This is a genomic window from Pseudomonas sp. 9.3L (assembly GCF_058536285.1).
In genome coordinates this window covers 1,118,579-1,130,669 of record NZ_JBZUBK010000001.1, presented here as the reverse complement: position 1 = coordinate 1,130,669, position 12,091 = coordinate 1,118,579, and the positions used below count along the sequence as shown (strand labels likewise).

Genomic DNA, 12,091 nt, shown 5'->3' with positions numbered 1-12,091 from the left:
TGACCCGCTACACACGAATTCAGCAACCGACACGGCCTACCATGCGCACCAGTCAATTCTTGCTCGCCACACTGAAAGAAAATCCGTCCGATGCGGTGGTCATCAGCCATCAGCTGATGCTGCGCGCAGGGATGATTCGCAAGCTCGCCTCCGGCCTCTACACCTGGCTGCCGATGGGCTTGCGCGTGATGCGCAAGGTCGAGGCCATCGTGCGTGAAGAAATGAACGCCGCAGGCGCCCTCGAAGTACTGATGCCTGGCATACAGCCCGCCGAGCTGTGGCAGGAGTCGGGCCGTTGGGAGCAGTACGGCCCCGAGCTGCTACGCCTCAAAGACCGCCACAACCGCGAGTTCTGCGCAGGCCCTACGCACGAAGAGGTCATCACCGACATCGCGCGCAACGAACTCAACAGCTATAAACAGCTGCCTCTGAACCTGTACCAGATTCAAACCAAATTCCGCGATGAGATTCGCCCACGCTTTGGCGTAATGCGCGGTCGCGAATTCATCATGAAGGACGCCTACTCCTTCCATGCCGATCAAGCATCCCTGCAACGCACCTACGATCGCATGCACCAAGCGTACTGCAACATCTTCTCCCGCCTGGGCCTTAATTTCCGCCCGGTAGAAGCAGACAACGGCTCGATAGGCGGCGCAGGCTCTCACGAGTTCCACGTACTGGCCTCTAGTGGCGAAGACGACATCGTGTTCAGTAACGGCTCAGATTACGCGGCCAATATTGAAAAAGCCGAAGCGCTGCCTCGTGAAACTACCCGCCCAGCCGCTACGCAAGCGCTGAGCCTGGTCGATACCCCCAACGCTAAAACCATCGCTGCGCTGGTAGAAGGCTTTGACCTGCCTATCGAAAAAACCGTCAAAACTCTAGTAGTGCATGCAGCGGAAGAAGGCAAGCTGATTGCACTGGTGGTGCGTGGCGATCACGAACTCAACGAAATCAAGGCAGCCAACCACCCCTTGGTCGCCAGCCCGCTGACCATGGCCAGCGAAGCTGAGCTACGCGATGCCATCGGCGCGGGCGCAGGCTCCCTGGGCCCGTTGAACCTGGCCCTGCCCTGTGTGATTGACCGCTCGGTCGCCCTCATGAGCGACTTCACGGTAGGTGCAAACATCGACGACAAGCACTACTTTGGTGTGAACTGGGAACGCGACCTACCGCTGCCTGAAGTGGCTGACCTGCGCAACGTAGTAGAAGGCGACCCGAGCCCTGACGGCAAGGGTACCCTTGAAATCAAGCGCGGCATTGAAGTGGGGCACATCTTCCAGCTGGGCACCAAGTACAGCGAAGCCCTCAAAGCCCAGGTGCTGGGCGAGAACGGCAAACCGGTACCGCTGACCATGGGTTGCTACGGCATTGGTGTGTCGCGCGTGGTCGCTGCTGCCATCGAACAAGGCCATGACGAGAACGGCATTATCTGGAGCGACGCCCTGGCGCCCTTCCAGGTGGCCTTGGTACCGCTGCGCTACGAAACCGAACAGGTGCGTGAAGCTACGGATGCGCTCTACCGCGAGCTGACCGACGCTGGGTTTGACGTACTGCTGGACGACCGCGACAAGAAGACCAGCCCAGGCAATAAGTTCGCCGATATGGAACTGATCGGCATCCCTCACCGCATCGTGATCAGCGACCGGTCCCTGGCCGAAGGTGAGCTGGAGTACAAGCATCGCACGCAAAGCGAGGCACAGCGCCTAGCGATCGCCGAGGTGCTGCCCTTCATTCGGGCATGCCTGAGCCGTTGATTATCGAGTAAGCGTTCATGTTCACACGAAGTTTCTCGAAGCTTGGAGGCGCCGCCTTGTGCGGTGCCTGTTTTCTGGCTGGCTGCGCTAACCAGATGTCACAGCGCAGCGAGCATGAAGCACGCACCGAGCGCAAACCTATCGAGCATCACTTGCTGATCGAAGCCGGCGACCCTGTAATGGAGCAGCCGCAACGCAGGGTACGTGTGTCCGAGCAAGCTACCTTCGAGGTGACTGATTTCGAGGTGACTCGCCGCTACGACCGCTATACGCCTTACCAGCCCTGGCGGGAGTTGTACGAGGTGCCGCTGGGTGCGGTAACAGTGGTCGCCGGCGTGGCCGCCAATGCCGTGAATGTGATTGCACTCGGGCACCTGCCTGACAACGTGACACATGGCTGGGTCAATTATGGCGTCGCTGGCCTCAATCCTTTCATGAACACCCAATCCAACGGCCGCGCCGAGCAAAACCTGGCGGGCATAGATGAGGCACAGAAGGATAAGCGCCGTGAAGTGATCAGCGAGCCCTGGGCGGAAAAACCTGTAGAGGTCACGGCGGGCTCGGACGTCTATGCCTTGACAACGGACCGCAAAGGCTCGTTACGTCTTGACCTGCTGGACGCACCCCTCGCGGATCAGGACGTGCGCCGCGTGACCCGGCTGGTGCTGTCGGTGAAAGACGATGACGGTATTTCCCGCGCGGACGCTTCGCTGCACCTGGCGCCCGAATTGCGCACCAAGGTGGCTGAAGCGCATAAGCTGATCTATGACGACCTCGAAGATGATGACGTGGCCCAGTGGGTGTACCGGGTCAAACGCCTGGCTCAACTCGGGCTTGAGGACGAAGCGAACCAGCTGCAACAAAGCTTGCTGGAACTCACGCGCAATGACCCAGAGTTGCAGCGGGATTTTATCAAGGTGTTGGCCAGGGATGCCGGCCGCCGCGTAGACCCCTAGCCCCTGCCCGCCCACTGACGTTGCGGTGCGGTGCCGCAACGGCGCCTAGCCTTCGCCGAACAGCTCCAGCTGGGTCAAGGCGCCACGCAGGTCTTGCAGGCGCACCCCCACCCCCAACAACCGCACAGGCTTCGCGCCTCGGGCATACGCCTGGCGGAGCAAGGTACGGTAGCTGCTGAGGTCGCGGGCAGCATTGGCCTGTTCCAGCGTAGTCTGGGTAAAGTCGTGGAACTTGACCTTGACGAAGGGCTTGCCCAAACGATAACTCCCATCCAGGCGCTCCACCCGCTGTGCCAGGGTCTCCATTAATTCCGGCAGCTTGCCTAGGCACGCGTCGAGATCTGGCAGATCGTGATCGTAGGTGTTCTCCACGCTCACCGACTGGCGACGGCTGTCTACGTGTACCGGCCGCTCATCAATACCCCGCGCCAACTGATAAAGCCGTTCACCAAACCCACCGAACTCACGGATCAAGTTCAAGCGCGGCCATTGCAATAAGTCCGAACAGGTCTCTATACCCAGGCGTACCAGCTTATCGGCGGTCACCTTGCCGACGCCATGCAGCTTGGCGACGGGCAGGTCGGCGACGAACGCCTCGACGTCCGCCGGCGTTATCACGAACAGCCCGTTGGGTTTGCGCCAATCACTGGCAATCTTGGCCAGGAATTTATTAGGCGCAACCCCGGCCGACACCGTGATATGCAAGCGCCTGGCGACGTCATTGCGTATGGCCTGGGCGATGCGCGTGGCGCTGCCATGGAAGTGCGGAGAATCGGTCACGTCCAGGTAGGCTTCATCCAGCGACAGTGGCTCGATCAGCTCGGTGTACTGTTGAAAGATGGTGTGTATTTCTTTGGACGCTTGTTTATAAGCGTCAAAGCGAGCCCGGACGATGGTGAGGTCTGGGCACAGCTTCAAGGCATGCCGGGAGGACATGGCTGACCGCACGCCATAGGCACGGGCCTCATAGTTGCAGGTGGCGATGACGCCTCGTCGATCAGCCGATCCCCCAACGGCCAGGGGCTTACCCGAGAGGGTAGGGTCATCGCGCATCTCGATCGCCGCGTAAAAGCAGTCGCAATCAATATGAAGGATTTTCCGCTGTGCCATCGCTACTCGAAACCTATGGTTACAGGTGAATGAATATACAGTCTTTTCCTGCCATTCGCCTGCCTGTCCGGCGTTAGGCCTGACAGCGCGCACTGTCGCCAAACTGCTGTTAAACCTTCGAAGCGCCGTTGGCAGACCTAAATACCTGACTAGGAAGCAGTTTTTTGAATCGCATGCTTGACAGCCCACGTGTAAGGCGTAGAATCCACCCCACAGACGCGGGATGGAGCAGTCTGGTAGCTCGTCGGGCTCATAACCCGAAGGTCGTCGGTTCAAATCCGGCTCCCGCAACCACACAGAGAAAGGCCACTTGAAAAAGTGGCCTTTTTTTTAGCTTACCGCTTGCCAATGAGCGCGTTGAACACGTGGCAAATCCAGGCTTCAATACCCCTTTTAGGACGGATCACGACATTTACGTTGACAGCTGCCAAAAGCTCTCTATAATGCGCAACCACAGACGCGGGATGGAGCAGTCTGGTAGCTCGTCGGGCTCATAACCCGAAGGTCGTCGGTTCAAATCCGGCTCCCGCAACCACATAGAGAAAGGCCACTTGAAAAAGTGGCCTTTTTTTTGGCTTACCGTTCGAGCCTGTGCCACCCTGCTGGAAGGTGGCGTGCAACACTGGCCGCACCGGCTAGAGTTTCATATAGCGCATACCGTGTTGGGATCATGAAGTGTCTAGGCAAACCCCAGCGTCTGCTCGAAGAATAGGCAGGTACCTGACGGTTCTCAAAAATTTCATTTTGTAGGGATTGGTAAGTTGGTCAGATACCTCCATCCTGTCGCGCTCAATAGGCGAGGTCATTGATGCGCCCCGAAATGTCTGAAGTGAACGACACTGCACCCCTACCTCCACCGCTCCCCTCCGGCCACCTGCGTTGGCTGGAACTCATCAGCCGTTATCGGCAGCCTCTGGGCGTAGGCCTCACGCTTGCCATGTTCTCGATAGCGCTCATCGCATGCCGGCGCATGCTCAGCGACTTGGACCTCTATGCCCTGCATGATTCTGTAACGGCGACCCCAACCACTGCCCTGCTGGCGGCTTTGGGCTTCACTGCCCTGGGTTTCGTGGTACTGCTGGGCTATGAATGGTCCGCTGCGCGCTATGCCGGCGCTACACTAGCCACGCGCGCCTGGGTGACCGGTGGCTTTACGGCCTTTGCGATTGGCAATGCGGTGGGCTTGTCGCTGCTGTCGGGTGGGTCGGTGCGCTACCGCCTGTATTCACGAGAAGGCGTGGGCCCCGCAGAGGTCGCGCGAATGACCCTGTTCGCCAGCCTTTCGCTGGGCTGTGCACTCCCGCCTCTGGCAGCATTGGCGTGCTTGAGCGACCTGCCTGCCGCGTCTACGGCTTTGGGCCTCTCGCCTGGCTTGTTAGGCACGGTGGCTGCAGCCATCCTGTTGCTGACCCTAGTGTTGGGCATCGGTGTCTACCGTCGTCGCGCCCTGGTACAACCCTTCCCGCACAACCTGATCGTACGGGCGGGGCGCAGCACCCTGCGCCTGCCCTCGCTGCGGCTTTGCGGCTTGCAACTGCTGCTCACTGCACTCGATGTGGCGGTGGCCGCTGCCGTGTTGTACAGCCTACTGCCTGAAGCGCCGCCGTTCGGGGCCTTCCTGCTGGTGTACCTGCTGGCCCTGGCCGCAGGCGTATTGAGCCATGTGCCCGGCGGGGTTGGCGTCTTCGAAGCCATTCTGCTGGCCGCCTTCGCCAATCAACTGGGCGCCGCACCTCTGGCGGCGGCCTTGCTGCTGTACCGCTTGATCTACGTCATGCTGCCCTTCTTGCTGGCCTGCCTGTTATTGCTGGCCACCGAAGCGCGTCGCCTGCTGTTCGCCCGCCAAGCCATTCGTGTGGCTTCTGGCCTGGCTGCCCCGATCTTGGCAGTACTGGTATTTTTGTCAGGCATGGTGCTGCTGTTTTCAGGCGCAACGCCTGAAATCGATTCGCGGCTCAAGCACATGGGGTTCCTGTTGCCCCACCGCCTGATCGATGCCTCACACTTTGCCGCGAGCTTGATTGGTGTGCTCTGCCTATTGCTGGCCCAAGGGCTGCGGCGTCGGTTGTCGGCAGCCTGGATGCTCACCATGGTGCTGCTACTGGTGGGTGCCTTGCTCTCGCTGCTTAAGGGCTTCGATTGGGAAGAGGCCAGCATTCTGGCCCTCACGGCCAGTTTGCTTGCAGTGTTCCGCCGTTCCTTCTATCGCCCTAGCCGGCTGATGGAGCTGCCTTTTTCACCGTTTTACCTGATGGCGGCAGCCTGCGTGGTAGGTGCGTCGATCTGGTTACTGTTCTTCGCCTACCAAGACGTGCCCTACAGCAATCGGCTGTGGTGGCAGTTCACCCTGGACGCAGATGCACCGCGAGGGTTGCGCTCGGCGCTGGGCAGTGCGGTGTTGCTGGTAATGGTGACGCTTACCTGGCTTCTGCGCACTGCCCGCCCGGTGATACACCTGCCCAGCCAGGAAGAGCTGACACGGGCCCGTGCGATTCTCATGGCCTCGCACCAGCCAGATGGCGGCTTGGCATTGACTGGGGATAAAGCGCTGCTGTTCCACCCTGACGACAAAGCCTTCCTGATGTACGCCCGTCGAGGCCGCAGCCTGGTGGCGCTGTATGACCCCATAGGGCCCACGCAACCCAGGGCCGAGATGATCTGGCAGTTCCGCGACCTCTGCGATTTCCACCACGCCCGCCCGGTGTTCTATCAGGTGCGCGCCGAGAACCTGCCCTTCTACATGGACATCGGCTTGACGGCCATCAAGCTGGGGGAAGAGGCCCGCGTGGATTTGCGCCGCTTCGACCTGGAGGCCAAAGGCAAGGAGATGAAAGACCTGCGCTACACCTGGAACCGTGGCACGCGCGATGGCCTTAGCATGGAAATATACGAGCCCGGCACGGCGCCGCTGGACGAATTGAAAGTGATCTCCGATGCCTGGCTGGCAGGCAAGAACGTCCGTGAAAAAGGCTTCTCGCTGGGGCGCTTCAGCCCTGATTACCTCAAGCATTTCCGAATCGTCATCATTCACTTCCAAGGCAAGCCGGTTGCGTTCGCCAACCTGCTCGAAACCAACGGCCATGAGTTGGCGAGCCTGGACCTGATGCGAGCTCACCCTGAAGCGCCCAAATTGACCATGGAGTTCATGATGGTCGGGCTGATCCAACACTATAAACAGCAGGGCTACGGGCGTTTCAGCCTGGGGATGGTGCCGCTGTCCGGGCTGCAACCCCGCCGGGGCGCGCCCTTGACCCAACGCCTGGGGTCAATGGTATTCCGCCGAGGGGAACAGCTCTATAACTTCCAGGGGCTTCGCCGGTTCAAAGACAAGTTCCAGCCGGATTGGGAGCCTCGCTACATGGCCGTGCCTGCGGGCCTCGACCCGCTGGTTGCATTGGCTGATACCGCCGCCCTGATTGCGGGCGGCTTGACTGGACTGGTGAAACGCTGATGATTCGACGTTACTGGCGCCCGGCGCTGATCGCGCTGCTGATCATACTGGCACTGGCTGCCGCAGGCTTCTGGTGGGCGACCCGCCCTGTTCCACCTGCCACTACCGAGGCCATAAGGCTAAGCGACGGCAGCGATGCCGTGCTGGCAACGCCTGGCCAGCACGCTCGGGTAACCCTCGCCGTGGCTGTACCCGCAGACCAGCCGCTGAGTGAGCGACAACTGGCAGACCTTAGCCGTACGGGTGCCGCACGTATCCTGCAAGTGGTAGTGCCCAAGGATGATTGCGTGGCTCAGCGCAGCGCCTTCGACGCCGCCCTCAAGCAACTGGGTAGCACCCCCGATGTAGTCGGCGGGATTGGGCCGGGCGCCTCGCTGGCATGGCAGTGGCTGGCGGGCCAGAGCAGTGATAAGGCCCGCGCCGTATCAGTAGACTTTGTGGTCGATCAACCCAACTGCAACGCGGAAGTTCCCAAGGCCGCCCCCCACGGCACCTGGTCTGTGGCCTGGAACGACTGGCCGGATGATGCCAGCGCGACGTTCGTACGTGGCCAAGCCAACGCCCAGAACAGCATCAGCGACTACGACGTCAAGCTGCCGCAATTGCTCAAGACCCAGCTGACCCAAGCGATGATGGGCAAAGACGACAAAGGCCATAAGCTCCCCGTTGTCGAGGTGCCTTCGGCTCAGCACAACGATACCGTTACGCTGTTCCTTTCAGGAGACGGCGGCTGGCGTGACCTGGATAAAGTGGTTGCAGAGGACATGGCCAAAGCCGGCTACCCAGTGGTAGGCATCGACACCCTGCGGTATTACTGGCAGCACAAGTCGCCTGAAGAGACCGCCGAAGACCTGGTTGAATTGATGCAGTATTACCGCCAGAAATGGGGCGCCAAGCGCTTCGTACTGGCCGGTTACTCGTTTGGGGCTGACGTATTGCCGGCGATCTACAACCGCTTGCCAGCGGAAGACCAAGCGCGCGTCGATACCATGATCCTGCTGGCGTTTGCCCGCAGCGGCAGTTTCGAGATTGCAGTAGAAGGCTGGTTAGGCCAAGAGGGCAAAGAGGCGCCTACCGGCCCCGAACTTGCTAAGGTGCCCGCTGCTAAGGTGTTTTGTATCTACGGTGCCGAGGAGGCGGAGGAAAGCGGGTGTACCGAAGCCACTGACCTGGGCGAAAAACTCCAGTTGCCCGGCGGCCATCACTTTGACGAGGACTACCCTGCCCTTGCGCAACGGCTAATGAAGGCCATCGACCAACGTAAGCACTAGGCGCTCACTGCGGCCCCGGCGCGCTGCCGGGGCCAGCCTCTGTCACATCTCTACCTGTGTGCCCAATTCAATCACCCGGTTCAGCGGCAACCTGAAGAACCTCAGGTTGCCATTGGCGTTCTTGAGCATGAAGGCGAACAGCGCTTCACGCCAGCGCGCCATGCCAGGCAGGCGGGAGGGAATAACCGTTTCCCGGCTCAGGAAATACGTAGTGCGCATTGGGTTGAAATCCAAGTCTTCGAGCTGGCACAAGGCAAGCGCACCCGGTACGTCTGGCTCATCCATGAAACCGTAGTGCAGGATCACCCGGTAGAACCCCTCGCCGAAGGCTTCGACCTCCACACGGCGTTCCTCAGGCACACGGGGTGTTTCCTCGCTCAGCACCGTCAGCAACACGATCTGTTGATGCAGCACCTGGTTATGCAGCATGTTGTGCAACAGCGCATGGGGCACTGCATCCTGGCGTGCGGTAAGGAACACCGCAGTGCCTTGAGCCCGGAACGGCGGCTGCACACTGATACTGCCAATAAAAATCGGCAGCGGCAGGCTGCCTTCATCCAAACGCTCGACCAACAGTTGCTTACCACGCTTCCAGGTGGTCATCAGCACGAACAACACGCTGCCTGCCAGCACCGGGAAGGCCCCCCCCTGGACAATCTTCGGCACGTTGGCAGCGAAGAACAGCAGGTCAACCAACAAGAAGCTGCACATCAGCGGCACGGCCACCACCACTGGCCACTTCCACAGCCGGATGATTACAACCGACACCAGCACAGTGGTACACAACATGGTGCCGGTCACTGCTACGCCGTAGGCCGAAGCCAGTGCGCTGGAAGACTCGAAGCCCAGCACCAGCAAAATCACACCCACCATCAACGACCAGTTCACCGCGCTGATGTAGATCTGACCCTGCTCGCTACTGGAGGTGTGCTGAATATGCATGCGCGGTATGTAACCGAGCTGGATGGCCTGGTGAGTCAGGGAAAACGCACCGGAAATCACCGCCTGGGAGGCAATGATCGTTGCCAGGGTAGACAGCCCTACCAAAGGCACCAGTGCCCACCCCGGTGCCAATAGGTAGAACGGGTTGCGCGCCGCGTCCGGGTTGTCCAGCAACAACCCGCCCTGGCCAAAGTAATTGAGCACCAACGCTGGCAGCACCAGCGCAAACCACGCACGCGCAATCGGCTTGCGGCCAAAGTGCCCCATGTCTGCATAAAGCGCTTCGGCCCCTGTCAGCGCCAGCACCACTGCGCCTAGCACCGCCACGCTGATACCGGGGTGACTCGCAAAAAAGCGCACCATCCACACCGGGTTGATGGCATGCAGCACTTCTGGGTGGTTGGAGATACCCAACACGCCCAACGCCGCCAATACCACGAACCAGCACACCATGATCGGGCCGAACAGCTTGCCGATGTTGGCGGTACCGTGCTTTTGCAGCACGAACAACCCGATCAGGATCACCAGCGAAATAGGTATCACCCAACGTTCTACGCCGTCGAAGGCCAGCTCCAGGCCTTCGACGGCGGACAGCACCGACACCGCTGGGGTAATCATGCTATCGCCGTAAAACAAGGCGGCCCCTACCAGGCCAAAGGCTATGAGCACGGATGTAAGCCTTGGGTGGCCTGCCGCGCCTTTGCGGGCCAGGGACAACAGCGCCATGGTGCCGCCTTCACCTTGGTTATCGGCGCGCAACACGAACAGCACGTACTTGATGGACACCACCCAGATCAGTGCCCAAAAAATCAGGGACAGCACCCCCAGCACACCATCGTGGCTGACGGTCACCCCATAGCCCCCCATAAACACTTCCTTGAGGGTGTATAAAGGGCTTGTGCCGATGTCGCCGTACACCACACCTACCGCCGCTACCAGCATTCCCAGCGGCTTCGCGGGGGCGTGGCCACCTTCTGCCTGACTGCTTGCCTGAACCATCGACCTCTCCTGCTACCCTTTATCTCGGCGAACGCCAAGTGGTGTGTGTGTTCTATCGCCGTATGTGCCTGGCGCAGTGCCGGTTGCGCGCGGTGGCGAAGCATAGCGCAGCGCCGGTCGTATTTCCCTGGTTTAACACTGGCAATGCAGCGCACTCATCGCTAGAATTGCGCACTTTTTGATCAGCCGCGCCCGGCGAGCGCTGGGCAGCCACGGCTGCACCCTACACCGAGGTAAGTCATGTCTACTGTTACCGTGCCCGCCGCTCCCAAGGTCGGCTTCGTTTCCCTGGGCTGCCCGAAGGCACTGGTGGATTCCGAGCGCATCCTCACTCAATTGCGCATGGAAGGCTACGAAGTAGTCCCGACCTATCAAGACGCTGACGTGGTGGTGGTCAATACCTGTGGCTTCATTGACAGTGCAAAAGCTGAATCGCTCGAAGTGATTGGTGAGGCCATCGCTGAAAACGGGCGCGTGATCGTCACTGGGTGCATGGGCGTTGAAGAAAGCGCCATCCGTAACGTACACCCCAGCGTGCTGGCCGTGACCGGCCCACAGCAATACGAGCAAGTGGTCAATGCGGTGCACGACGTGGTACCGCCGCGCCAGGACCACAACCCCCTGATTGACCTGGTACCGCCGCAAGGTATCAAGCTTACGCCGCGCCACTATGCCTACCTGAAGATTTCCGAGGGCTGCAACCACAGCTGTAGCTTCTGCATCATCCCGTCCATGCGTGGCAAACTGGTAAGCCGCCCCGTGGGCGACGTGCTGGACGAAGCGCAGCGCTTGGTCAAGGCCGGCGTCAAGGAGCTGCTGGTGATCTCTCAGGACACCAGCGCCTATGGCGTGGACGTGAAGTACCGCACCGGGTTCTGGAACGGTCAGCCGGTCAAAACCCGCCTCACCGAGCTGTGTGCTGCGTTGAGCACCTTGGGCGTGTGGGTGCGCCTGCACTACGTATACCCCTACCCGCATGTGGACGAAATCATCCCGTTGATGGCGGCGGGCAAAATCCTTCCCTACCTGGATATTCCCTTCCAGCACGCCAGCCCCAACGTGCTCAAGGCGATGAAACGGCCGGCCTTCGAGGATAAAACCCTCGCCCGCATCAAGCAGTGGCGCGAACTGTGCCCGGAGCTGGTCATTCGCTCTACCTTCATCGTGGGCTTCCCTGGGGAAACCGAAGAGGACTTCCAGTACCTGTTGAGCTGGCTCACAGAAGCCCAACTTGATCGTGTCGGCTGTTTCCAGTACTCCCCTGTAGAAGGCGCACCAGCCAATGCGCTGGCCGATTCGGTCCCTGATGACGTCAAGCAAAGCCGCTGGGACCGCTTCATGGCCCACCAGCAGGCGATCAGTGCCGCCCGGTTGCAAGCCCGTGTGGGGCGTGAGATCGAGGTATTGATCGACGAAGTCGATGAGCAAGGCGCTATCGGCCGCTGCTTCTATGACGCGCCGGAGATCGACGGTAACGTGTACGTGAGCGCCGACCGCCTGTTGCGCCCTGGCGATAAAGTCATGTGCCAGGTCACCGAAGCGGACGAATACGACCTGTGGGCCACGGCGCTTTAAACCCAACCGTGGCGTGGCGGGTAATAACCG

The 12,091-nt window shown here is 60.3% G+C and carries 7 protein-coding genes and 2 tRNA genes; 7 read left to right on the top strand and 2 right to left on the bottom strand.

The features are described from left to right. The first annotated feature begins 41 nt into the window (after positions 1 to 41). Together AC4LE2_RS05150 and AC4LE2_RS05145 are read left to right on the top strand one after the other, a co-directional pair. Positions 42 to 1,757: a proline--tRNA ligase gene (locus tag AC4LE2_RS05150; protein WP_491824586.1), complete on the top strand. Its 1,716-nt coding sequence runs from the start codon at positions 42 to 44 to the stop codon at positions 1,755 to 1,757. A 17-nt stretch (positions 1,758 to 1,774) separates the two neighbouring features. Beyond that, the gene (locus tag AC4LE2_RS05145) at positions 1,775 to 2,713 is read left to right on the top strand and encodes a hypothetical protein (protein ID WP_491824584.1); all 939 of its coding nucleotides are present in this window, start codon (positions 1,775 to 1,777) and stop codon (positions 2,711 to 2,713) included. A gap of 45 nt (positions 2,714 to 2,758) precedes the next feature. Here the strand turns inward: AC4LE2_RS05145 and dinB are convergent, their stop codons facing one another. Further along, positions 2,759 to 3,823 carry a DNA polymerase IV gene (dinB, locus tag AC4LE2_RS05140; protein WP_491824582.1) on the bottom strand — a complete coding sequence of 355 codons (1,065 nt, stop codon included), beginning with the start codon at positions 3,821 to 3,823 and terminating at the stop codon, positions 2,759 to 2,761. Between the two features lie 217 nt (positions 3,824 to 4,040). On the opposite strand from dinB, the gene AC4LE2_RS05135 reads away from it, so the two are divergent. The 4 genes from AC4LE2_RS05135 to AC4LE2_RS05120 all read left to right on the top strand — a co-directional run bounded on the left by AC4LE2_RS05135 (position 4,041) and on the right by AC4LE2_RS05120 (position 8,545). Beyond that, positions 4,041 to 4,117, top strand: a tRNA-Met gene (locus tag AC4LE2_RS05135). Positions 4,118 to 4,281: 164 nt separating this feature from the next. Beyond that, positions 4,282 to 4,358 (top strand) — tRNA-Met (locus AC4LE2_RS05130). A gap of 285 nt (positions 4,359 to 4,643) precedes the next feature. Further along, positions 4,644 to 7,274 (top strand): bifunctional lysylphosphatidylglycerol flippase/synthetase MprF, encoded by a 2,631-nt coding sequence (gene mprF / locus AC4LE2_RS05125; protein WP_491824580.1) that lies wholly within the window; start codon positions 4,644 to 4,646, stop codon positions 7,272 to 7,274. Further along, positions 7,274 to 8,545, top strand: a complete 1,272-nt coding sequence (locus AC4LE2_RS05120) for a virulence factor family protein (RefSeq protein WP_491824578.1) — start codon at positions 7,274 to 7,276, stop codon at positions 8,543 to 8,545. The genes mprF and AC4LE2_RS05120 overlap by 1 nt, the downstream gene beginning before the upstream one ends. A gap of 42 nt (positions 8,546 to 8,587) precedes the next feature. On the opposite strand, the gene AC4LE2_RS05115 is transcribed toward AC4LE2_RS05120, so the two are convergent. Further along, on the bottom strand, positions 8,588 to 10,486 hold the full coding sequence (locus tag AC4LE2_RS05115; protein ID WP_491824576.1) for a potassium transporter Kup: 1,899 nt from the start codon (positions 10,484 to 10,486) through the stop codon (positions 8,588 to 8,590). A 240-nt stretch (positions 10,487 to 10,726) separates the two neighbouring features. Here AC4LE2_RS05115 and rimO point away from each other — a divergent pair, with 240 nt between their 5' ends. Further along, positions 10,727 to 12,061 (top strand): 30S ribosomal protein S12 methylthiotransferase RimO, encoded by a 1,335-nt coding sequence (rimO, locus tag AC4LE2_RS05110; protein WP_491824574.1) that lies wholly within the window; start codon positions 10,727 to 10,729, stop codon positions 12,059 to 12,061. Positions 12,062 to 12,091: the final 30 nt, after the last annotated feature.

Bases quoted from the DNA above. Each gene is read 5' to 3' on its own strand.
- dinB (WP_491824582.1), bottom strand. From the start codon at position 3,823: ATGGCACAGCGGAAAATCCTTCATATTGATTGCGACTGCTTTTACGCG.
- rimO (WP_491824574.1), top strand. From the start codon at position 10,727: ATGTCTACTGTTACCGTGCCCGCCGCTCCCAAGGTCGGCTTCGTTTCC.
- mprF (WP_491824580.1), top strand. From the start codon at position 4,644: ATGTCTGAAGTGAACGACACTGCACCCCTACCTCCACCGCTCCCCTCC.
- AC4LE2_RS05150 (WP_491824586.1), top strand. From the start codon at position 42: ATGCGCACCAGTCAATTCTTGCTCGCCACACTGAAAGAAAATCCGTCC.
- AC4LE2_RS05120 (WP_491824578.1), top strand. From the start codon at position 7,274: ATGATTCGACGTTACTGGCGCCCGGCGCTGATCGCGCTGCTGATCATA.
- AC4LE2_RS05145 (WP_491824584.1), top strand. From the start codon at position 1,775: ATGTTCACACGAAGTTTCTCGAAGCTTGGAGGCGCCGCCTTGTGCGGT.
- AC4LE2_RS05115 (WP_491824576.1), bottom strand. From the start codon at position 10,486: ATGGTTCAGGCAAGCAGTCAGGCAGAAGGTGGCCACGCCCCCGCGAAG.